The following is a 23014-nucleotide window of genomic DNA, read 5'->3' as shown; positions in this document are numbered from 1 at the left end:
ATCAGGCAATCCTACATGTCAATACAAGCTAAATTTCGACAGAAAACGTTACTAGAAATGGCTAGTTTACTATGCGCGCGCTACTAGATTTTTTTTCATCAGGATTAAGAAAAATAGAAATCCGATATCGGCTGACGATCTCTTTTATATTGCTGTCGTTATTACCTTTGATTGTTTCTGGTTATATTTCTTATCTCGAATCAAGCAAGGCAATTCAAGACAAGGCAAGGTTATTTTCTACGGAGATAGTCAAGCAGGTATCTAAGAATATCCAATTGCAAATGGGCAGAATAGAAACTGCTAGTGAAGAATTAGTACTCTCCGACCGGGTACAAAATGCGTTAGACAATTATGACGGTGATGATGAGGCTGCTAAAATCACTGCCCGCTCAGATCTAACCAAAGCCTTAATAGAAAAATACGGTTCCTTCACTTATATCAATCAAAAATATTTTTTGGACCGCGAGAATCGTATCCTCGATTCACAAGTATTTTCGCAGTTGGGCAAAGGCGTGGTGGACGTCGTCACTAAAGCGCCATTCATGCATGGTCGCCCGTATTGGTGCACTTACAGTATTTCAGCCGGACAAAAAAGTGTGGTCATGCTGCGGACTATGCATATCAAAGCCAATAATCATCTGGCGGGTACCTTATTCGTGGGCATAAAGCCTTCTTATTTCTCGACTATTTTTGATAACGTTGATTTGGGAAGTAATGCCAATACCTTCGTAGTGAACGGTACAAATGGCGAGTTAATTACCTCGTCGAATAAATCGATCAATATGGTGATTGAGCCGCTACTTCTGGAGCAGGTTGCAGCAAGTCTAAAAAACGGTATTGACACCAACTTTACCTCTTATGCCGATCAAGGCAGCAACACCTATCTTGCTGCTTTTTCCCGCATCCCGAACACGGGCTGGTACGTTATCAGCACGATCCCTTTGCACAACCTGATTGCAGAGGCTGAGTCGGTCAGAAATAAGATGATTTTGATCGGATTGCTGTGTTTTATCTTTGCGATTTTGTTGTCGCTGGTGATCTCGCGCAGTATCGCCATGCCGCTCAAAAAACTAATCGCTATCATGAAAGAAACCGAGACTGGCAACTATCAGATACGCATGACCTATGAAGGCAAAGACGAGATCACCGCGCTCTCTGCCAAGTTCAATGAAATGGCAAGTAAAGTCCATGAAAATAATGAACGGCTAGAAGAGCGCGTCAACGAGCGAACCCGCGATCTGGAACTGGCAAACAGTAAACTCGCTGCCATCAGCGCAACGGATGGGCTGACGGGTATTGCCAACCGTCGTCGCTTTGATGAGGTACTCGCTAGCGAATGGCTGCGAGCTATGCGCAATAAACACCCAATTGCATTGCTGATGCTGGATGTGGATTGGTTTAAAAAATATAACGATCATTATGGTCATCTGGCTGGTGATGAATGCCTGCGCAAAGTATCGAACATATTAAAGTCCAATTCTCGTCGTGCCAGCGATTTGGTGGCCCGCTATGGCGGTGAAGAATTTGTCCTGATTGCCGCAGAAACTGATTTCAGCAGCGCGATGATATTAGCCAATACGATTTGCGAGGCGATCGCCAGCAGCGCTTTGCCACACGCGAGTTCGCACTATGGTTATGTCACGGTAAGCATTGGTGTGGCAGTACTGATTCCAGAAGAAGGGCGCTTGCTCGAAGCTTTGGTAGACAGAGCTGATCACGCTTTATACAGCGCAAAGGCGCTTGGTCGTAATAGAGTTGTTTCGGCTGAATCAAATACTGCTGGGGCGGTATGATTTGAATGGTTTTGCTGCAGCGTTTTTTGCAAATAAAATCCCAGTAAATTAATGAAAATAACGGGAGTATATGTACTTATGTGCCTTATCGTCCAATAAATATATGGACAATAAAATATACAGTATGGAGTATATTAAATAAAAGCAGATGTATCTTAGAGATATTTGGCGGAAATAAACGCCGATCATAATTGCAATGTGAGTCCGGTAGGTCGCTGAGCGCAATACCGATCTCGGGTGGAATGTAAACATCATTGCCGGTTCAAACGCAAGTTCAAATACAGATTCGCGGATTCAAACATCAGCGTCAATTCAGCAGACGCAACAGGTGCAGCGCGGCAGAAAATTAAGCTAAAGTTTTAGCGAGAGAATTGACTGCCGACTTCGATCACAAAGCCCTTGAGAAATTCTGCAACAGGCAAGCGCTTACCGCCGGGTTTTTGTAGCTCGGTCAAACGTAGGCATTGCTCGCCACAGGCAACCACCACACCTTCATGCGCGTTAGCGGCAATGACTCGACCCGCTGGTCTGGTTTCTGTGCCGGATGATGGCTTAACGGCTTCAGCACGCCAAATTTTGATGACACTGCCATTCATATTGGCATGTGCCCCGGGAAAGGGATTGAAGGCACGGATTTTCCTCGCCAAAACATCGGCGGCTAAATTGAAATCTAATGCAGCTTCTTCTTTACTGATTTTGGCAGCATAAGTGACTCCTTGTTCGGGTTGCACCGTTGTTTGTATGGACGCTTGTACTTCCTCTAAAGCCCGCAGCGTTTGTACTATCATTTCGCCGCCAAGTTGCGCCAGTTTGTCATGCAAACTACCGGTGCTGTCATCCGTCGCGATGGCAATACTTTGCATACTCAGCATAGGCCCGGTATCTAGTCCTTCTTCCATCTGCATAATCGTGATGCCGGTCTCGCGATCACCGCTTTCAATCGCGCGATGAATAGGTGCAGCGCCGCGCCAGCGAGGTAAAAGGGACCCGTGAATATTGATGCAGCCTAGTGGTGGGATGCTGAGAGTCGAGCGTGGCAAAATCAAACCATACGCGGCAACCACCATCACATCGTGCTGCGTATTGCGTAACAGATCGTGCGCTTCTTGTGCGATTTCTGGATATTTACCGTCTAGTCGCAAAGAAGTCGGCTGCGCTACCGCAATCCCATGCTGCAGGGCAAACTGCTTGACCGCGGAGGCGTGCAATTGCATGCCACGACCCGCCGGACGGTCCGGTTGGGTCAACACTAATGGGATTTCAAAGCCTGCTGTATGAATGGCTTGTAGTGCAATTGCGGCAAATTCGGGCGTGCCGGCAAAAATGATGCGCATCAACGTGCTTTCGACGATGGATTCCGACCAGTGCGTTGTTCTTCGCGCTCTTCTTTGAGCATTTTTGTTTTGATGCGATTGCGTTTGAGTGGTGACAAATACTCGACAAATACTTTGCCTTTGAGGTGATCCATTTCATGCTGAATGCAAACGGCCAACAAGCCATCAGCGTGGATTTCAAATGGTTTTCCATCGACATCCAAAGCGCGGACTTTGACTTCTGACGGACGTTCAACCCCATCATAAATACCAGGTACTGACAAACAGCCCTCGTCATAGACTTTTTTCTCTGCACTTGCCCAGATAATTTCTGGATTGACGAACACGCGCAAATCGCTATTGGTTTCGGAGGTATCGATTACCACCAATTGTTCGTGCACATCGACTTGAGATGCCGCCAGGCCAACGCCCGGTGCGTCATACATGGTCTCGGCCATATCGGCGGCAAGTTTTTTCAGGCGTTCATCAAAAACGCTGACGGGTTTAGCCACTTTATGCAAACGTGGATCAGGATAACGGAGGATATTTAGTATAGACATAAGACTTTTCACAACAACGAAAGGGCGTTGCAATGCGGTTTTTCTTGCTACTTCAATGATTTATAGGCAAAATTTGATTCACTTTGGCAAGTTGTTACTCGCCTATCTGCTTTACCATCTAGCATCCAGCACCACGCATCGGACAACATTCATGAAAAAGTTTAGCACAATCGCCTTGCTTCTCGCAGTTGCCTTCCCCGCGATAGTCACTTTACCCGTTGCAGCGCAGGATGTTGTCAGCACAGTTCGCACTGGCAAATGTACCTTTTTGCCGGATGCGCCAGATAAGCATGAAGTAATCAAAGGCGATACTTTGTGGGGAATTTCTGGCACATTTTTAAATAATCCTTGGTGCTGGCCAGAAGTATGGGGCATGAATCGTGAAGAGATTCGTAACCCCCACTGGATTTATCCGAACCAAATCGTATATTTCGACCGAGTTAATGGCCGTTTGCGTTTAGGCAATCCAATTAGTGGTGCAGGTTCGGTCAGTACTTTGGCAAATGGTTCTGTAAAACTGCAACCTCAAATCCGCAGCGAATCTTTAGATTTGAATGCAATTACGTCGATCCCGTCTAATCTAATTGAGCCTTTTCTGGTGCAGCCCCTGATAGTAGAAGAGAAGACCCTTTTGAACGCCCCGCGCATCGTAGCTGCCCAAGAAGGGCGCGTCAATATGGCAAAAAATGATAAAGCGTATGTACGCGGTGACTTAAAGGGAGGCACATCCTTCCAGGTGTTCCGGCCGGGCGTACCACTAAAAGATCCAGACACTAAAAAGGTAATTGCTTATGAGGCGGCATTCTTAGGGACGGTCAAGTTGGATCGTGTTGCTAAGACTGCGGATGGTGTGGATACTTTTATCGTCAGTAATTCAAAAGAAGAAATGACTGTCGGTGACCGGCTGGTGCCAGTGCCGCCTATGCCGATTCTAAATTATATGCCACATCCACCCGAGCAGACTGTCAGTGCACGTGTTGTTTCGATTTACGGGGGTGTTAATACGGCGGGACAAAACCAAATTGTCAGCATCAATCGCGGCGCTAATGCAGGTCTCAATCTAGGTACTGTTTTGCAATTATCCCGCTATGGCAAGGTTATACAAGATAAAACAGATAACAAAAATGCGATCCGCTTACCGGATGAGCGATATGGCTCTTTATTTGTTTTTCGCGTTTTCGACAATATTTCTTATGGCTTGATCATGAATGTCACTGACGCTGTTGCTGTGGGTGATGTTGCTAGTTCACCTGAATAAATTGTCAACCTACGACCCAAATATCAAGCAGCAGCAAACAGCAACAAATAACAGCATGTTTGTAACAACGCAAAAGACTGACTTAGCTGACGATACGGACTGGCAGGATTGGCTTCGGCTAGAGCAAACCTCAGGTGTCGGGCCAGAAACTGCCCGTAAGCTGTTGGCCGCATTTGGATTGCCAGCGCAGATTTTTGCAGCAAGCTTCTCTGCGCTGACCCAAGTTATATCGGAAAAAATTGCACGGGCTTTACTACAGGCGCCTTCCGATCAACTTCAACAACAAATCAATCTTACCCAGAATTGGTGCGCATCGCCTGGTAATCAGGTAATGACCTTGGCCGATGCCAATTATCCGCGTGCCTTGCTTGACATCCCTGATCCGCCAATTTTGATTTATGTCAAAGGCCGTGCTGCTTTATTGGATGCGCCAACCATTGCCGTTGTCGGTAGCAGAAATGCAACTACGCAGGGCATCTTAAATGCCGAGCAATTTTCTGAAGCGTTAAGCAAGGCTGGTTTAACAATTAGTTCTGGCATGGCTGCAGGCATTGATGCCGCTGCGCATCAGGGCGCTCTGCGCGGCGCTGGATCGACCGTGGCTGTGATTGGTACTGGCGCCGATATTGTTTATCCGGCACGCAATCGCAGCCTTGCGCACTTGATTGCTGATGGTGGTTGTATTGTCAGTGAATATGCGCTTGGCATGCCAGCGATTGCCTCTAACTTTCCGCGCCGTAACCGGATTATTTCTGGCTTGGCAAAGGGGGTATTAGTCATTGAGGCAGCCGCGCAGTCAGGTTCATTGATCACCGCGCGCATGGCGGCAGAACAAGGGCGTGATGTATTTGCTATTCCTGGCTCGATTCATTCACCTTTGGCTAAGGGCTGCCATCAACTGATTAAGCAAGGTGCAAAATTAGTCGATAACGCGCAGGATATTTTGGATGAGTTGGGATTTTTGCCACTATTTTCAAGCGGTGTCGGTAGCCGTGATCGGTCGCTAGCTAATTCGCTTGCCCCAAACTTCGTACAAAATGCAGTAAGAGCCGATGTAAATGTCAGCGTGTCGGCCGCCGACAGCGAATTATTAATTGCGATTGGCTACGATCCCGTGCACATCGATATGCTGGCTGAGCGCGTAGATATGGATGCGGGAAGCCTGAGCGCACAATTATTATCATTAGAGTTGGACGGGCATATTGAGCAGCTCGCTGGCGCCATGATTAAACGCCTGGGGTAATTTTGCGTAACTTCTATAATTCCTAAAACTAAAATAGCCATTAAAAATTGGGGAGTATCGTCAAAATCTGGCATATTGAACAGGTAATACATGGATATGTTAGAATACTACTACCTAGTATATATAATAAGGCAAGTTTCGCAGTGATTTTGTATCATTGATGATGCAAAAAAGCAGTAACGCAGGACTTGTCTCGAATTCTCCTTGAGGCTACAGTAACGGCATGTTCGATATTCTTGTATACCTCTATGAAACCTACTACCGCCCTGACGCATGTCCGGACACGGTAGCTTTGGCTAAAAAACTTTCCGCAGTCGGCTTTGAAGAAGATGAAATTTCCGAAGCGCTGGACTGGCTCACCGTTCTGGCCGACACAACGAACGAAATCGATAAGCAGACCGAATCTGATGTTCTCGCATCCAAGGGTTTCCGTATCTACGCCGAGCGCGAAATTGCAGTTTTGGGTACGCCAGCCATGGGTTTTTTGCAATTTCTGGAATCCGCTGGCCTGATGAACTCACAACAGCGGGAGATCGTGATTGAGCGTGCTCTGGCAATTAACGAGTCTCCTGTTCCTTTGGATAAGCTCAAGGTCATCGTTCTGATGATGCTCTGGAGTCAGGGCAAAGAACCGGATATGCTCATGTTTGACGAATTGCTATTATCCGACGAAGAGAGCGAACCTCGCTTGTTGCACTAAGTTCACTAAAGCACTGTCATCGCTTGTTTTGTGGTAAAAAACATATCTCGATTGCAGTTTTTCATCGATCACGTTTATTATTCGCGCTTAATATGCCTTGTGTGCATGGGTTTGCGCTATCTTGTTGCAGCGGCGCAAGCAAATTTAGGCTAGGCTTGCGCTGCATTGAGACGAATTAAGTTTTTACTTTACCCTTTAGTGATTAATCAGTATCTGTTTAGCATGCACCGATTCAGCCAGTCTCTGATATAGAGACGCCAAAGAAACGATAGAGAAATAACACCATGACCAAAACCCTCATCATTGCCGAGAAGCCCTCAGTCGCAAATGACATCGCCAAAACTTTGGGCGGCTTTACTAAACATGATGATTATTTTGAGTCGGACGATTATGTATTGTCATCGGCGGTCGGCCATTTGCTAGAAATCACAGTACCAGAAGAATATGATGTTAAGCGTGGCAAATGGAGTTTCGCCCACCTGCCGATGATCCCGCCGCACTTCGCACTGAATCCTATCGCCAAGACCGAATCGCGCTTAAAGGTGTTGAATAAACTCATCAAGCGTAAAGATGTTACTGCTCTTATCAACGCATGCGATGCGGGTCGTGAAGGAGAGTTAATTTTCCGCTTGATTGCGCAGCATGCCAAAGCCAAACAACCAGTAAGTCGTTTGTGGTTGCAATCTATGACGCCAGCATCTATCCGCGATGGCTTTAAAAAGCTACGTACAGATGAAGACATGATGCCGCTGGCGGATGCCGCGCGTTGCCGCTCTGAGGCTGACTGGCTGATCGGTATTAATGGCACTCGCGCCATGACGGCATTCAATTCTAAAGAGGGCGGTTTTTATCTCACCACAGTAGGTCGCGTACAAACGCCAACCTTGTCGATTGTGGTAGAGCGCGAAGAAAAAATTAAGAAGTTTGTTTCTCGTGATTTTTGGGAAGTCCGTGCAGAATTTATTTGCGCCGCGGGTATTTATGAAGGGCGCTGGTTAGATCATCAATTCAAAAAAGATGAGCATGACCCAGAGAAAAAAGCCGAGCGTTTATGGAGCAAAGCAGCGGCAGAGTCGATTGTCGCTGCTTGCAGAAATAAACAAGGCAATGTTAGTGAAGAATCTAAACCAGCGACACAAATGGCGCCGGCATTATTCGACTTGACCAGCTTGCAGCGTGAAGCGAACTCTCGTTTCGGTTTCTCTGCCAAGAATACACTTGGATTAGCGCAAGCGCTGTATGAAAAACATAAGGTGCTGACATACCCGCGTACTGATTCCCGTCACTTGCCGGAAGATTATTTAGATACGGTAAAGCAAACGCTCGAAACGGTCTCGGAAAACAATAACTATTACCAGTTCGCCGCCCAGATCTTGAATAGTAATTGGGTCAAGCCGAATAAGCGGATATTTGATAACGCCAAAATCAGTGATCACTTTGCGATTATTCCAACTAGCCAAGCGCCAAAAAATTTGTCCGAGCCAGAGCAAAAGTTATATGACTTAGTGACACGTCGCTTTATGTCCGTATTCTTCCCCGCGGCAGAATTCCAAGTCACGACTCGTATTACAGAAGTGTCTGGCTATCAGTTTAAGACCGAAGGCAAGGTCATGACCAACCCTGGTTGGTTAGCTATTTATGGCAAAGAGGCACAAGACGATAATGACCCGGAAAATAAAGGCAATTTAGTTGCTGTTGCTAAGGGTGAAAAAGTCAAAACAGAAAAAATCACAGCTAACGGCTTAGTTACTAAACCACCTGCTCGCTACACTGAAGCCACGTTGTTGTCGGCGATGGAGGGTGCAGGTAAATTGGTTGACGATGGTGATTTGCGTGAGGCAATGGCTGGTAAAGGTTTGGGTACGCCAGCTACTCGTGCTGCCACTATCGAGGGGCTGATTAACGAAAAATATTTACTGCGCGAAGGCCGTGAGATGATGCCGACCGCCAAGGCGTTTCAGCTAATGACGCTGCTGCGCGGACTTGGTGTTGATGAATTGACTTCGCCAGAATTGACAGGTGAATGGGAATACAAGCTCTCGCAAATGGAGCGCGGTAAAATCAGTCGCGAAGAATTCATGCGCGAAATTGCCCAAATGACGCAAGTGATCGTCAAGCGCGCCAAGGAATATAACAACGATACAATCCCCGGCGACTACGCCACGCTGCACACACCATGCCCGAATTGTGGCGGCATAGTTAAAGAAAACTATCGCCGCTTTGCTTGTACCAAGTGCGAGTTCTCTATGAGTAAAACACCTGGCAGCCGTCAATTTGAGGTCGCCGAGGTAGAAGAGGTTTTAAGTAAGCGAGAAATTGGTCCCTTGCAAGGATTTCGCTCAAAAATGGGCAGACCATTCGCCGCGATCCTAAAAATTGTACGTGATGAAGAACACAATAACTTCAAGCTTGAATTTGACTTCGGTCAAAATCAGGATGATGAAAATGCTGAGCCTGTTGATTTTACTGGCCAAACTGCTCTCGGACCTTGTCCTAAATGTGGCAGCGATGTGTATGAAATGGGCTTATCTTATACCTGTGAAAAAACCGTTGCCAAACCTAAGGCGTGCGATTTCCGCAGCGGACGTATTATTTTGCAGCAAGAAATTTTACCGGAGCAAATGGCAAAACTATTAAACGACGGTAAAACTGATTTGCTACCTGGTTTTATTTCCCAGCGCACTCGTCGTCCGTTTAAGGCGTTCTTGGTGCGCGGCAAAGATGGCAAAGTCAGTTTTGAGTTTGAAGAGCGCAAAGCTAAAGTGCCTGTTAAGGCAAAAGCGACCAGCAATACTGAAGGTGCGTCAGTAAAAGTACCAGCAAAAATCGCGAAAACAGCCACAAAAGCAGTAAGAAAAATAGTTGTAAATAAAAAGAAAGCTGCCTAAAAAAGCGTAAATAAACCAAATATGTGTTTTTGATTATTCTCTACATACTATTAAATAATCTCAATACATAGGATAAGTATCGCGCACGCATAAATTTTTTTATGTGCGCGCTTTTCATTGTTCTTTGCGCTCACAGCAAAAGACTTATTTGGTCGAGCGGATCGAACTTAGTATTTATTTGCCCTAATTTGTTTCGTGGCTTGTTTCTGAAAATAATTAGGAAGCTACTTGCCAAAGGGAGGGGATGTTTGCTATAGTTCGGCTCCCGTCGAGAGGCGGGGAAATAGAGGTAGAAAGACAGTGAAACACGAGAAGTGAGTACGGTAGTTTGAAGGCAGAGAATTGAACAAGATCAGGTAGAAGAAACCGGATGGGATTTAAAAAGAAGCTTCAAAATAGGTATTGACGGAAAGCGGTAAGTGGTTCATAATCTTGCTTCTTTGCTGCTGACAAACAAAACGCTTTGTCAGAAAGTAGAGAGAAAAGAGTGGTTGATTCGCAAGAATCCTAGTCTTTTTAAAGCGACACAGAATACAGATCTTTAACAATTAACAGTCAATAAATGTGGGCACTTGATAGAAGGCACCGTGATTTAATTTATTAGATCATGATACTTAAAAAATATCAAATGTTCGCAAAAGTAATAAATAGGATATCTCGCAAGAGATAGCCTGTCAGTTATTTGAGTGAGCGACACTGTTCGAAAGAACAGAGTTCAGCAATGAACAAAAACAGAGATTAAACTGAAGAGTTTGATCCTGGCTCAGATTGAACGCTGGCGGCATGCCTTACACATGCAAGTCGAACGGTAACGCGGGGCAACCTGGCGACGAGTGGCGAACGGGTGAGTAATATATCGGAACATACCCTAGAGTGGGGGATAACGTAGCGAAAGTTACGCTAATACCGCATACGAACTCAGGTTGAAAGTGGGGGATCGCAAGACCTCATGCTCATGGAGTGGCCGATATCTGATTAGCTAGTTGGTAGGGTAAAAGCCTACCAAGGCGACGATCAGTAGCTGGTCTGAGAGGACGACCAGCCACACTGGAACTGAGACACGGTCCAGACTCCTACGGGAGGCAGCAGTGGGGAATTTTGGACAATGGGCGCAAGCCTGATCCAGCAATGCCGCGTGAGTGAAGAAGGCCTTCGGGTTGTAAAGCTCTTTTGTCAGGGAAGAAACGGTAGTTCCTAATACGGACTACTAATGACGGTACCTGAAGAATAAGCACCGGCTAACTACGTGCCAGCAGCCGCGGTAATACGTAGGGTGCAAGCGTTAATCGGAATTACTGGGCGTAAAGCGTGCGCAGGCGGTTATATAAGTCAGATGTGAAATCCCCGGGCTCAACCTGGGAACTGCATTTGAGACTGTATGGCTAGAGTGTGTCAGAGGGGGGTAGAATTCCACGTGTAGCAGTGAAATGCGTAGATATGTGGAGGAATACCGATGGCGAAGGCAGCCCCCTGGGATAACACTGACGCTCATGCACGAAAGCGTGGGGAGCAAACAGGATTAGATACCCTGGTAGTCCACGCCCTAAACGATGTCTACTAGTTGTCGGGACTTAATTGTCTTGGTAACGCAGCTAACGCGTGAAGTAGACCGCCTGGGGAGTACGGTCGCAAGATTAAAACTCAAAGGAATTGACGGGGACCCGCACAAGCGGTGGATGATGTGGATTAATTCGATGCAACGCGAAAAACCTTACCTACCCTTGACATGGAAGGAATCCCGAAGAGATTTGGGAGTGCTCGAAAGAGAACCTTTACACAGGTGCTGCATGGCTGTCGTCAGCTCGTGTCGTGAGATGTTGGGTTAAGTCCCGCAACGAGCGCAACCCTTGTCATTAGTTGCTACGAAAGGGCACTCTAATGAGACTGCCGGTGACAAACCGGAGGAAGGTGGGGATGACGTCAAGTCCTCATGGCCCTTATGGGTAGGGCTTCACACGTCATACAATGGTACATACAGAGGGCCGCCAACCCGCGAGGGGGAGCTAATCCCAGAAAGTGTATCGTAGTCCGGATTGTAGTCTGCAACTCGACTACATGAAGTTGGAATCGCTAGTAATCGCGGATCAGCATGTCGCGGTGAATACGTTCCCGGGTCTTGTACACACCGCCCGTCACACCATGGGAGCGGGTTCTGCCAGAAGTAGTTAGCTTAACCGCAAGGAGGGCGATTACCACGGCAGGGTTCGTGACTGGGGTGAAGTCGTAACAAGGTAGCCGTATCGGAAGGTGCGGCTGGATCACCTCCTTTCTAGAGTTGTGCTGAAAGTTAAGTGTCCACACTTATTGACTGTTACTGTAAAGAACAAGGTAAGTTGCCAGGAAACTGGCGACAAGCTGTATAACTCACTCACGTGAGAATCGAGCAAGCACCTGGGTCTGTAGCTCAGTTGGTTAGAGCACCGTGTTGATAACGCGGGGGTCGTTGGTTCGAGCCCAACCAGACCCACCAAACTGGTGGAGCAGGTTGCAGGCAAGTGAGTGCAGGAAGACATCCAAGTTTCGGGGGTTTAGCTCATCTGGTAGAGCACCTGCTTTGCAAGCAGGGGGTGAACGGTTCGATCCCGTTAACCTCCACCAAGATTGAAACATTGAAGCAAAGTACAAACCTAAGTCAAGCAGCGCGCTCAACAGCGATAGCGGCAAGCGATTTAGGTTTGATCTTTCAACAGAGATTAAGCAAGACAGTATTACCGTTCTTTAACAATTGAGAAGAAGTAAAGTAGAAATAATCAAAATTATTTCTGTAAAGAGAAGTTAGCAACGACAGTTGTTAATGGAAATTATGGAAGGGTTGTGATTGTATCGAACAAACATAGTATTACAAAGAGTTTGAAAAGCACTGCTGCAAAGCAGAGTTTTAGAAAAAATCAAATTCCTTGAGATACGGCAAACGCTAAAGAAATACTCATAAGTAATAAGAACTATAACCGGTTTTTAGTGATGAACCTGGGTTCAGTAATGAACACAGACACTAGAAGCTAACGTTATAGGGACAAGTGACTAAGTGCACATGGTGGATGCCTTGGCGATATCAGGCGATGAAGGACGTAGTAGCTTGCGATAAGCTGCGGGGAGCGAGCAAACACGCTTTGATCCGCAGATTTCCGAATGGGGAAACCCGGCCGTAAGGTCATTGCAACATGAATACATAGTGTTGCAAAGCGAACGTGGCGAACTGAAACATCTAAGTAGCTACAGGAAAAGAAATCAACCGAGATTCCCAAAGTAGTGGCGAGCGAAATGGGAACAGCCGCAAGTGATAGCAGACTTGATAGTAGAACGGAATGGAAAGTCCGGCCATAGAGGGTGATAGCCCCTTATACGAAATCATATCTGTGGTACTAGGCTTGCAACAAGTAGGGCGGGACACGAGAAATCCTGTCTGAACATGGGGGGACCATCCTCCAAGGCTAAATACTCGATATCGACCGATAGTGAACCAGTACCGTGAGGGAAAGGCGAAAAGAACCCCGGAAGGGGAGTGAAATAGATCCTGAAACCGTGTGCATACAAACAGTAGGAGCGGACTTGTTCCGTGACTGCGTACCTTTTGTATAATGGGTCAGCGACTTACATTCAGTGGCAAGGTTAACCGCATAGGGAAGCCGTAGAGAAATCGAGTCCGAATAGGGCGAAATTAGTCGCTGGGTGTAGACCCGAAACCAAGTGATCTACTCATGGCCAGGTTGAAGGTGCGGTAACACGCACTGGAGGACCGAACCCACTAATGTTGAAAAATTAGGGGATGAGCTGTGGGTAGGGGTGAAAGGCTAAACAAACTTGGAAATAGCTGGTTCTCTCCGAAAACTATTTAGGTAGTGCCTCAAGTATCACCATCGGGGGTAGAGCACTGTTATGGCTAGGGGGTCATCGCGACTTACCAACCCATTGCAAACTCCGAATACCGATGAGTGCGAGCTTGGGAGACAGACGTCGGGTGCTAACGTCCGGCGTCAAGAGGGAAACAACCCAGACCGCCAGCTAAGGTCCCAAAGTATCGCTAAGTGGAAAACGAAGTGGGAAGGCTAAAACAGTCAGGAGGTTGGCTTAGAAGCAGCCACCCTTTAAAGAAAGCGTAATAGCTCACTGATCGAGTCGTCCTGCGCGGAAGATGTAACGGGGCTAAGCGATACACCGAAGCTGCGGATATATCTTAGGATATATGGTAGGAGAGCGTTCTGTAAGCCTGCGAAGGTGTCTTGTAAAGGATGCTGGAGGTATCAGAAGTGCGAATGCTGACATGAGTAGCGATAATGGGGGTGAAAAGCCTCCACGCCGTAAGCCCAAGGTTTCCTGTTCAACGTTCATCGGAGCAGGGTGAGTCGGCCCCTAAGGCGAGGCAGAGATGCGTAGCTGATGGGAAGCAGGTTAATATTCCTGCACCGTCGTATGATGCGATGGGGGGACGGATCACAGAAGGTCGTCAGGCGGTTGGAAGAGCCTGTTCTTGACTTGTAGAAGGCACTTAGGCAAATCCGGGTGCGTAATTCAAGGGGTTGAGACGAGTGAATTAATTCATGAAGCGATCGGAAGTGGTTCCAAGAAAAGCCTCTAAGCTTCAGTCATACGAGACCGTACCGCAAACCGACACAGGTGGGCGAGATGAGTATTCTAAGGCGCTTGAGAGAACTCGGGAGAAGGAACTCGGCAAATTGGTACCGTAACTTCGGGATAAGGTACGCCCTTGTAGTTTGACCCCCCTGCGGGGGAAGGATGAAAGGGTTGCAATAAACTGGTGGCTGCGACTGTTTAATAAAAACACAGCACTCTGCAAACACGAAAGTGGACGTATAGGGTGTGACGCCTGCCCGGTGCTGGAAGATTAAATGATGGGGTGCAAGCTCTTGATTGAAGTCCCAGTAAACGGCGGCCGTAACTATAACGGTCCTAAGGTAGCGAAATTCCTTGTCGGGTAAGTTCCGACCTGCACGAATGGCGTAACGATGGCCACACTGTCTCCTCCCGAGACTCAGCGAAGTTGAAATGTTTGTGATGATGCAATCTACCCGCGGCTAGACGGAAAGACCCCATGAACCTTTACTGTAGCTTTGCATTGGACTTTGAACCAATCTGTGTAGGATAGGTGGGAGGCTTTGAAGCGGGGACGCCAGTTCTCGTGGAGCCAACCTTGAAATACCACCCTGGTTTGTTTGAGGTTCTAACCTTGGCCCGTTATCCGGGTCGGGGACAGTGCATGGTAGGCAGTTTGACTGGGGCGGTCTCCTCCCAAAGTGTAACGGAGGAGTTCGAAGGTACGCTAGTTACGGTCGGACATCGTGACGATAGTGCAATGGCATAAGCGTGCTTAACTGCGAGACTGACAAGTCGAGCAGGTACGAAAGTAGGACATAGTGATCCGGTGGTTCTGTATGGAAGGGCCATCGCTCAACGGATAAAAGGTACTCTGGGGATAACAGGCTGATTCCTCCCAAGAGTTCATATCGACGGGGGAGTTTGGCACCTCGATGTCGGCTCATCACATCCTGGGGCTGTAGCCGGTCCCAAGGGTATGGCTGTTCGCCATTTAAAGTGGTACGTGAGCTGGGTTTAAAACGTCGTGAGACAGTTTGGTCCCTATCTGCCGTGGGCGTTGGAAGTTTGAAGGGGGCTGCTCCTAGTACGAGAGGACCGGAGTGGACGAACCTCTGGTGTATCGGTTGTCACGCCAGTGGCATTGCCGAGTAGCTATGTTCGGAAGAGATAACCGCTGAAAGCATCTAAGCGGGAAACTCGCCTTAAGATGAGACTTCCCAGAGACTAGATCTCTTTAAAGGGTCGTTCGAGACCAGGACGTTGATAGGCTGGGTGTGGAAGTGCAGTAATGCATTAAGCTAACCAGTACTAATTGCCCGTAAGGCTTGTCCCTATAACCTTAGCAGGTTATCTGTTACAAGTATTTGTGAAGTGTTTGCCTGAACCTTACGTCAGTAAGTTGTTCGACAACAGTCACAACCACCACAGCATGCCATGGTCTGGCGTGCTGTGAAAAAAACATTGATTAGTGCGATTCAACCCGTACACTCTACTGCGCTTCTTCCCAATTGGATTTGTTGACCCTCACAGAATAGCGTGACTTAACAGATCAACAAGTTATGCCTGATGACCATAGCAAGTCGGTACCACCCCTTCCCATCCCGAACAGGACCGTGAAACGACTCCGCGCCAATGATAGTGCTGCAACCAGTGTGAAAGTAGGTCATCGTCAGGCTTTTATTCCGCAAAGCCCTTAACTCCATCCGAGTTAAGGGCTTTTGCCTTTTTAGAATTTTGCTTTAATTCATGAGTAGCCAGTGCGTACAGATAGAAATGACAGACGTTCCCAGTAAATAGTGGAAATTATGTGAAAAATATCTGGACAGTGGGATAGTAGAAGCAGTATAATCTTGCTTCTGTAGTCGTGGTGACAAACGATGAAGATTATCTGAATTAAGCAGATCGGGTGCTTAGCTCAGTTGGTAGAGCGGCGCCCTTACAAGGCGTAGGTCGGGAGTTCGAGCCTCTCAGCACCCACCATCAGATAAGCTTGTAGTACAAAGGTTAAGTAGTTTCGGAGTGGTAGTTCAGTTGGTTAGAATACCGGCCTGTCACGCCGGGGGTCGCGGGTTCGAGCCCCGTCCGCTCCGCCAGAACAAAAAAAGACGAGCAAATTGCTCGTCTTTTTTTATGGCCGTATTTCTATTTCTGGTGAATGCTTCTCGTAAATGGTTTCTATTTACCTGCACAAATACATCAGAATAAAAATATCATATCCAAACTATGTTTAGCGCACCAATATCTCCGAGTTATGGCTGATCGAGTCAATTTCATAACTAGTGAAATAATGGTGTGCTACTAGCACTAACTTTAATCTTAAGCTGCTATCGCAGTAGAAATTTCCCCGCCAAGCGCGAATACCAAATCGTCCAGCATGCTAGCCAATTCGGCACTCATTAGCATGAAGTCGGCATCAAAACGCTCCTCATCATTGCTGGTACGTTTATCGGTATCTTCATCCAGAATATCCAGCGGTTTAATACGTTTAATCGCCAGTGTTTCTGTCAGTACAAATGAGATCCGGTCGTTCCAGGTCAATGCTAGCTTAGTGCATTGTTTACCCGCCGCAATATGCCGCTGTACATCATCTGCATCCAGAGTATGGCGAACATAACGGACGGTCGCCTTATCTTCGGTATGCGCTCTTAATTCTGTGTCCTGATCTATGGTGAAACCTTTTGGCGCTTCATTGCCGACTAGCCAATCTGTCATCGCGGCCGTAGGCGACATTGTTACACGCAAACTCTCTAACGGTAATTTGCTGGTGCATTTCAGTAGAAGTTTAATTACTTCGTCTGCCTTGTTTGGGCTAGATGAATCAATCACCAGCCAGCCGTGGTCAGGATCAATCCATACCCAGCTTGTGCGCTTGATACCGAAGGCGCGTGGTAACAATTCTTCTGTTACACGCTCCTTTAAATCTTTCATTGCCTTGCGGCCTGGCGCAAATCCTTGCTGCTCTTCCAGTTCAATAGCGCGTGCTTTCGTCACTTGATTGATCACCGTGGAAGGTAATAATTTCTTTTCCGTCGCAAGCAGTAAGAACAATTGGCTACCCACGCTATGGACTAAAAGATCATTGTCGCGCGGAGATGCCCAACCTTCGCTTTGCATGTCGCCTGAAGCGCATTGCGAAAATGCTTGTTTTGCAAGTTGCGCATTCAGTTCCTCTACATCTATTTGCAAAGGACTAGGAAGACGAAAAATCTGTAAGTTCTTAAACCACATAAATAATCTCAGCTAGTAAAACAATCCATTTTACACGTTAGGTAAGGTGCATTCACACCATTCCCGAAGTGTTTCACGACATCTGGTGTTCGTTGGTCGCAAATGATTCGGCACGCAGAAGATGAAATGTCACCATGCAGCATCACTACATCACTGGGAGAAATAAAATGTTAAGTCAAATCATCACACATACGCCACTCTGGGTCTGGGCAATTCTGGGATTTTTAATTTATCGCGGTGTCATTGCCAGCAAGGACCGCGTCGTTAGCCTGAAGTCAATTTGCATTATTCCTATCGTGATGCTTGGCTTGTCGCTGCAAGGGATGCTGAGTAACTTTGGTATCAGGCCCCTTGCGCTAGTGAGCTGGGGCCTCAGCTATATTTTGGTCACCGCGTTGACCTGGAAATTATCCAAAAGCACCACAGTCAGCGTGATGCGGGCTGAATCAAAAGTTCATCTGACAGGAAGCTGGGTGCCCTTAGCATTGATGATGGCTATTTTCATGATCAAATATTGCGTGAATGTGATGTTGGCGATAGATACGCACTGGAAAACAGAATCTCTGTTTGTCATAATTTGTTGTGTACTGTTTGGCATCTTAAACGGTGTATTTATGGGAAAGATGCTGGCCATTGTTCAGCGTTATAAAGAAGAAAATGCTCCTACAGCCCAGCGATCAGCACAATCTCTGGCTTAAAAATAAGGTGGCGACCGTCAGGCTTGTAGTGCGCGATCTGACTGAAGCAACCGTCAGGCAAGAATGCAAATAACGTGCGGGAAATAATATACTACCCCAATATTTTTGAAAATATGCTTAAATGTCCAACGATTATATGGACGTTTAAATATACTGTAAGGAGTATATTTAAACGTCTTTTTCATGTTGCACTAATTATGTAGCTAGTTTCCAGTCCAAATCAGGTAAAGTCTTCTCAGGCAATCGACGATCAATCAGACGCCAATCAGGACTTACGCAAAACTGTCCTGACTAATCAGACCTCAATCAACGGGTATCTGCTAGCTCTTCACCAGCTCGTCCAACGCCAATACGGACTTTGAGTGTGCAAGACAGTATAATGTTTGCTGTCTCTTTACATACACACCTACCTATACCTCAGCCTTAACGCGAGGTGCGCGCACACTATGCTAGCTCAACAAAAACAAGAAATTTCCAAACTATTCCAACTCGCTGTTCAGCCTTTGTTGGTTGGCAGCGATTTAACGCCAAATATCGTATTGGAACGCCCGCGCGACGCTTCGCACGGCGACATCGCTTGCAATATCGCAATGCAAATTGCCAAACCGCTCAAAAAAAATCCACGTGAACTGGCGCAGGCCATTGTTGCCGCAATTATGGCGCAATCCAGTAGCTTGATCGCCGCTGCCGAAATCGCTGGTCCGGGCTTTATCAATATTCGTCTGACAGACGCCGCTAAGCAAGCCATCGCCAAAACGGTATTAGAGCAAACCGCAGATTTTGGTAAAAGTGACCAAGGCGCAGGTAAGAAAGTCATCATCGAATTTGTCTCTGCCAATCCAACCGGACCTTTGCATGTCGGTCATGGACGCCAAGGTGCGTTGGGCGACGCGATGTCCGCCTTATTTGAGGCACAAGGCTATGACGTCACGCGGGAGTTTTATTACAACGATGCCGGCGTACAAATTGCAAACCTCGCTTTGTCCGTGCAAGCACGCGCCAAAGGCTTCAAGCCGGGTGAAGCAGGTTGGCCAGAGTCAGCTTATAACGGCGATTATATTGCTGAGATCGCACTCGACTTTTTAGCGAAAAAGACGGTTTCTGCAAGCGATGGCGCACCTGTTACTGCCACTGGCAATGTCGACGATATCGATTCTATCCGCCAGTTCAGCGTGACCTACCTGCGTAACGAACAGGATATGGATTTGCTCGCATTTGGCGTGAAGTTTAATAACTACTACTTAGAAACCTCCCTATATAAAGATGGGAAAGTAGAAGCCGCAGTAGAAGCCCTAATCAAAGCTGGCAAAACCTACGAACTCGATGGCGCCTTATGGTTGCGCAGCACAGAATACGGCGACGACAAAGACCGCGTCATGAAGAAGTCTGACGGGACTTATACTTATTTTGTCCCTGACGTTGCTTACCACATCGTCAAATGGCAACGTGGTTTCCAGAAGGCGATCAACATTATGGGCAGCGACCATCACGGCACCATTGCTCGCGTGCGCGGCGGTTTGCAAGCTGCCAATGTGGGCGTACCGTTAGGCTATCCTGACTATGTGCTGCATAAAATGGTCACAGTGATGAAGGACGGTGCCGAGGTCAAAATCTCTAAGCGCGCAGGCTCCTATGTCACGGTGCGTGATCTGATTGATTGGTCCGGTAATGGTGATGTCGTTAAAGGTAGGGACGCAGTGCGCTTCTTCCTGATTTCGCGCAAGGCCGATACCGAATTCGTGTTCGATGTTGACGTCGCCTTAGCGAGTTCAGATGAAAATCCTGTGTATTACGTGCAATACGCCCATGCCCGGATTTGCTCCGTGCTGGCGCAATACAGCAGCGATGAAGATGTGCTGGCGAAGTTAAAAGACGTCGATTTGTCACCCCTTACTGCCGTACGGGAAGCCGCCTTGTTGGCAAAACTGGCAGAATATCCAGAAGCCTTGCAAAAAGCGCTGGACGAGTTGGGGCCGCATCAGATCGCTTTCTATTTGCGCGATCTGGCAGGCGAGCTGCATAGCTATTACAATGCCGAACGGATTTTGGTCGATGATGAAGCGACCAAAATGGCACGTCTGGCTTTGATGCTGGCAACCCGCCAGGTCTTGCGTAACGGACTCGCCTTGATTGGCGTATCGGCGCCGAATAAAATGTAGAGAGCTTCGGTGAATTATTTCAGCGACAGCGCATTTTTATCAATATCTATCAATATTGATCAATGCACTACGCTGAAATAATATTTGTCTATGTGGGAATTTAAGTCTGAACATAACTACCAATCTAAGTGTCAATATAAAGTCATTTAAGACCTATTAAATCGGAGACGCATGAAATCGCTTTCTTATCATCGCTATCAAACTATTAAAACCGTCCGTCAGCATGGCGGTACCTTGCTAGGACTGATCGTCGGTTTAGTCATCGGCTTGGCAATCGCCGTCGCCGTCGCATTATTGATTACCAAATCTTCCACGCCTTTTACCAACAAAGGCGCGAAAGCCGCAGATATACCAGTGACTCAAGTGCAAGATCCCAATAAGCCTATGTATGGGAATAAAGACGCGGTAAAAGAGGCGGCTAAGGATTTTGTAAAACCTGTGGATGCTCCTAAAGCCCCGGACGCTGTTGCCAATGTTAGTAATGTAGCGGCTACGCCTGGCAACGCTGTCGGAAACAAACTTCCAGATGCTAAAGTAGACAGCAAGCCAGCCGAGATCGCCAAGCCAGCCATCGCCACGCAAGACAAGGCCGAAGTTAAACCAGCCGATGCCACCAGAGCGGGCGATACTGTTGATGACAAATACGTCTACTATCTGCAAGCAGGTGCATTCCGTGATCAGGCCGACGCAGAGAGTGCCCGCGCCAAGCTGGCATTGATCGGTTTTGAGGCTCGTGTCAGCGAAAAGCCCTCGGATAATGGTACGCTGTATCGAGTTCGGATTGGTCCATTTAATCAGATCGAAACAATGAACCGAATGCGCGCAAAGTTGTCTGAAAACAGTGTGGATGTCGCAGTGGTCCGTACCGCTAAGTAGTTCTGAGTCAGTTGCAATAGCAAGACATATTCTTGAATAATATAAAGGAAAAGTGATGCGTTCAATCCGTCAAATGACACAAAAAATGTTGTTAGTAATTGGGTTTGGTCTGGGCTTAGGTTTTGTCGCTGCGACCGCTAGCGCAAGCCCCACAATGCCACAAAATGGTGTTGAATACACTGTATTAGATCGCCCGCAGCCGGCCGAAGGTGGGAAAAAAGTAGAAGTGATCGAATTCTTTGGCTACTTCTGCCCGCATTGCAATGCATTAGAGCCAGTGATCGCCGCATGGGTAAAAAAGCAAGGTGACAATATTGTTTTTAAACGTATCCATGTCAACTTTCACGACTTGGTCACGCAGCAAAAACTGTATTACACCTTAGAAGCCATGGGTAAAACAGAAGAATTCCATGCCAAGGCGTTTGCTGCACTCCACATTGAGCGTAACCGCTTGCAAAGCGATGCCGATATTATGGAATTTGTGACGAAATCGGGTCTGGATAAACAAAAATTTATGGACGTTTATAACTCGTTCGCAGTGCAAAGCAAAGTCAATCGCTCAGCACAGATGCAAGATGCTTACCGTATCGATAGCGTGCCAATGTTTGCAGTCGATGGTCGTTATATGACTGGCCCTGCAATGGCAGCAAAGGGTTTGGGACGTGTGACTGAAGATGCACAAAATGTCGCCGGTATTCAAGTTCTGGATTTCTTGTTTAATAAAGTCTTGAAGGACAAAAATGCACCTGCTGCGGCAGCACCGGCAGCAAGTAAAGTAACGCCAGCACCAGCGGCAAAAGACGCTGCAAAAAAGAAATAATTTCCCGATTTGGGTAGGTAATAATTTAAGGAAGTCCGTCAGTTAATGACGGACTTTTTTTATATGCAAACAGTATTTATCACAGGCGCATCTTCCGGTATCGGCGCAGCACTGGCGCGTAGTTTTGCGGAGCAAGGTGCGGTGCTTGGTTTGGTCGCACGCCGTCAGGACGTATTGGAACAATTACGACAAAGCTTGCCCAACGCAGACAAGCATCAAATTTACCCTTTAGATGTTACCGATCACGCTGCGCTGGCCAAGGCTGCTACGGATTTTATTCAGGCGGTCGGTCAAGTGAATGTCGTGGTTGCGAATGCGGGTATTTCTGTCGGAACTTTGACTGAGCATGCCGAAGATATTCCGGTCTTTGCTCGCGTCATAGAGACCAATCTAATTGCGACCGTCGCCACCTTTGCGCCGTTTATCGCGTCGATGCAAGGCTACGCCAAACAGCAAGATTGCCGTCTGGTCGGTATCGGCAGTGTCGCCGGCATACGCGGCTTGCCGGGGGCTGAAGCCTACAGCGCCTCCAAGGCGGCGGTGATCAGTTATTGCGAGTCGTTGCGCGTCGAGTTGCGCTCAAGCGGCATCAAAGTGGTGACCATTGCACCAGGTTATATTGATACCCCGATGACACGTGACAACCCTTATCCTATGCCATTTTTAATGCCGGTTGAGGCCTTTGCCAAGTCAGCCGTTGCTGCGATTGATCGTGGTGATTCTTACCGGATTATCCCCTGGCAAATGGGCGTAGTTGCCAAGCTAATGCGCGTGCTTCCTAATTGGCTTTATGATCGTGTTTTTGCCAAAGCACGCAGAAAACCGCGTGCAAATGAATCCTGATGACATCTTTGTAGAATTTGAATGAAATATACTCCTAATAAGTATATTTTAATTGTCCATAATATCATTGGGCATTAAGCA

The 23014-nt window shown here is 47.3% G+C and carries 13 protein-coding genes, 4 tRNA genes and 3 rRNA genes; 17 read left to right on the top strand and 3 right to left on the bottom strand.

Translation table 11 applies throughout. The features are described from left to right. The first annotated feature begins 71 nt into the window (after positions 1-71). Entirely contained in the window at positions 72-1793 is a 1722-nt protein-coding gene (locus RGU72_RS14770) for a diguanylate cyclase (protein ID WP_322120446.1), read from the top strand. Positions 1794-2152: 359 nt separating this feature from the next. Here RGU72_RS14770 and fmt read toward each other — a convergent pair whose 3' ends face one another. Beyond that, on the bottom strand, positions 2153-3127 hold the full coding sequence (fmt, locus tag RGU72_RS14765; RefSeq protein WP_322120445.1) for a methionyl-tRNA formyltransferase: 975 nt from the start codon (positions 3125-3127) through the stop codon (positions 2153-2155). Beyond that, the gene (def, locus tag RGU72_RS14760; RefSeq protein WP_322120444.1) at positions 3127-3666 is read right to left on the bottom strand and encodes a peptide deformylase; all 540 of its coding nucleotides are present in this window, start codon (positions 3664-3666) and stop codon (positions 3127-3129) included. The genes fmt and def overlap by 1 nt, the downstream gene beginning before the upstream one ends. A 151-nt stretch (positions 3667-3817) precedes the next feature. Between def and RGU72_RS14755 the strand changes: the two genes are divergently transcribed. The 11 genes from RGU72_RS14755 (at position 3818) to RGU72_RS14705 (ending at position 16402) form a co-directional block, all read left to right on the top strand. Further along, the gene (locus RGU72_RS14755) at positions 3818-4924 is read left to right on the top strand and encodes a LysM peptidoglycan-binding domain-containing protein (RefSeq protein WP_322120443.1); all 1107 of its coding nucleotides are present in this window, start codon (positions 3818-3820) and stop codon (positions 4922-4924) included. Between the two features lie 55 nt (positions 4925-4979). Continuing rightward, a complete protein-coding gene (gene dprA, locus RGU72_RS14750) occupies positions 4980-6167 on the top strand; it encodes a DNA-processing protein DprA (RefSeq protein ID WP_322121651.1) in 1188 nt (395 codons plus the stop codon). A gap of 223 nt (positions 6168-6390) precedes the next feature. Next, positions 6391-6867 (top strand): DUF494 domain-containing protein, encoded by a 477-nt coding sequence (locus RGU72_RS14745; RefSeq protein ID WP_322120442.1) that lies wholly within the window; start codon positions 6391-6393, stop codon positions 6865-6867. A 284-nt stretch (positions 6868-7151) separates the two neighbouring features. Next, positions 7152-9755 carry a DNA topoisomerase III gene (locus tag RGU72_RS14740; protein WP_322120441.1) on the top strand — a complete coding sequence of 868 codons (2604 nt, stop codon included), beginning with the start codon at positions 7152-7154 and terminating at the stop codon, positions 9753-9755. A 740-nt stretch (positions 9756-10495) separates the two neighbouring features. Then, positions 10496-12024: ribosomal RNA gene (locus RGU72_RS14735) — 16S ribosomal RNA — on the top strand. A 124-nt stretch (positions 12025-12148) separates the two neighbouring features. Next, a tRNA-Ile gene (locus RGU72_RS14730) sits at positions 12149-12225 on the top strand. Between the two features lie 52 nt (positions 12226-12277). Beyond that, positions 12278-12353: transfer RNA gene (locus RGU72_RS14725), tRNA-Ala, on the top strand. 413 nt (positions 12354-12766) lie between these two features. Next, positions 12767-15642, top strand: a 23S ribosomal RNA gene (locus RGU72_RS14720). Positions 15643-15871: 229 nt separating this feature from the next. Beyond that, a 5S ribosomal RNA gene (gene rrf, locus RGU72_RS14715) occupies positions 15872-15984 on the top strand. Together the 16S, 23S and 5S rRNA genes with 4 tRNA genes alongside form the textbook arrangement of a ribosomal RNA operon. A 229-nt stretch (positions 15985-16213) precedes the next feature. Next, positions 16214-16289 (top strand) — tRNA-Val (locus tag RGU72_RS14710). Positions 16290-16325: 36 nt separating this feature from the next. Continuing rightward, positions 16326-16402 (top strand) — tRNA-Asp (locus RGU72_RS14705). Between the two features lie 223 nt (positions 16403-16625). Here RGU72_RS14705 and RGU72_RS14700 read toward each other — a convergent pair. Beyond that, entirely contained in the window at positions 16626-17537 is a 912-nt protein-coding gene (locus tag RGU72_RS14700; protein ID WP_322120440.1) for a recombination-associated protein RdgC, read from the bottom strand. Positions 17538-17671: 134 nt separating this feature from the next. Here RGU72_RS14700 and RGU72_RS14695 point away from each other — a divergent pair, with 134 nt between their 5' ends. The 5 genes from RGU72_RS14695 to RGU72_RS14675 all read left to right on the top strand — a co-directional run bounded on the left by RGU72_RS14695 (position 17672) and on the right by RGU72_RS14675 (position 22933). Beyond that, the gene (locus tag RGU72_RS14695) at positions 17672-18235 is read left to right on the top strand and encodes a DUF6622 family protein (RefSeq protein WP_322120439.1); all 564 of its coding nucleotides are present in this window, start codon (positions 17672-17674) and stop codon (positions 18233-18235) included. A gap of 446 nt (positions 18236-18681) precedes the next feature. After that, positions 18682-20394 (top strand): arginine--tRNA ligase, encoded by a 1713-nt coding sequence (argS, locus tag RGU72_RS14690; RefSeq protein ID WP_322120438.1) that lies wholly within the window; start codon positions 18682-18684, stop codon positions 20392-20394. Positions 20395-20565: 171 nt separating this feature from the next. Continuing rightward, a complete protein-coding gene (locus RGU72_RS14685; protein WP_322120437.1) occupies positions 20566-21270 on the top strand; it encodes an SPOR domain-containing protein in 705 nt (234 codons plus the stop codon). Positions 21271-21325: 55 nt separating this feature from the next. Then, positions 21326-22090, top strand: a complete 765-nt coding sequence (locus RGU72_RS14680) for a thiol:disulfide interchange protein DsbA/DsbL (protein WP_322120436.1) — start codon at positions 21326-21328, stop codon at positions 22088-22090. Positions 22091-22153: 63 nt separating this feature from the next. Further along, positions 22154-22933 (top strand): SDR family oxidoreductase, encoded by a 780-nt coding sequence (locus RGU72_RS14675; RefSeq protein ID WP_322120435.1) that lies wholly within the window; start codon positions 22154-22156, stop codon positions 22931-22933. The last annotated feature ends 81 nt before the right edge of the window (positions 22934-23014 follow it).

Origin of the sequence: Undibacterium sp. 5I1, assembly GCF_034314085.1 — a bacterium.
Classification (GTDB): domain Bacteria; phylum Pseudomonadota; class Gammaproteobacteria; order Burkholderiales; family Burkholderiaceae_D; genus Undibacterium.
Note: the sequence above shows the minus strand (reverse complement) of the source record. Positions and strands in the feature narration are given on the sequence as shown.

Bases quoted from the DNA above. Each gene is read 5' to 3' on its own strand.
- RGU72_RS14770 (WP_322120446.1), top strand. From the start codon at position 72: ATGCGCGCGCTACTAGATTTTTTTTCATCAGGATTAAGAAAAATAGAA.
- RGU72_RS14740 (WP_322120441.1), top strand. From the start codon at position 7,152: ATGACCAAAACCCTCATCATTGCCGAGAAGCCCTCAGTCGCAAATGAC.
- dprA (WP_322121651.1), top strand. From the start codon at position 4,980: ATGTTTGTAACAACGCAAAAGACTGACTTAGCTGACGATACGGACTGG.
- RGU72_RS14685 (WP_322120437.1), top strand. From the start codon at position 20,566: ATGAAATCGCTTTCTTATCATCGCTATCAAACTATTAAAACCGTCCGT.
- RGU72_RS14675 (WP_322120435.1), top strand. From the start codon at position 22,154: ATGCAAACAGTATTTATCACAGGCGCATCTTCCGGTATCGGCGCAGCA.
- RGU72_RS14680 (WP_322120436.1), top strand. From the start codon at position 21,326: ATGCGTTCAATCCGTCAAATGACACAAAAAATGTTGTTAGTAATTGGG.
- RGU72_RS14695 (WP_322120439.1), top strand. From the start codon at position 17,672: ATGCAGCATCACTACATCACTGGGAGAAATAAAATGTTAAGTCAAATC.
- RGU72_RS14745 (WP_322120442.1), top strand. From the start codon at position 6,391: ATGTTCGATATTCTTGTATACCTCTATGAAACCTACTACCGCCCTGAC.
- argS (WP_322120438.1), top strand. From the start codon at position 18,682: ATGCTAGCTCAACAAAAACAAGAAATTTCCAAACTATTCCAACTCGCT.
- RGU72_RS14755 (WP_322120443.1), top strand. From the start codon at position 3,818: ATGAAAAAGTTTAGCACAATCGCCTTGCTTCTCGCAGTTGCCTTCCCC.
- fmt (WP_322120445.1), bottom strand. From the start codon at position 3,127: ATGCGCATCATTTTTGCCGGCACGCCCGAATTTGCCGCAATTGCACTA.
- RGU72_RS14700 (WP_322120440.1), bottom strand. From the start codon at position 17,537: ATGTGGTTTAAGAACTTACAGATTTTTCGTCTTCCTAGTCCTTTGCAA.
- def (WP_322120444.1), bottom strand. From the start codon at position 3,666: ATGTCTATACTAAATATCCTCCGTTATCCTGATCCACGTTTGCATAAA.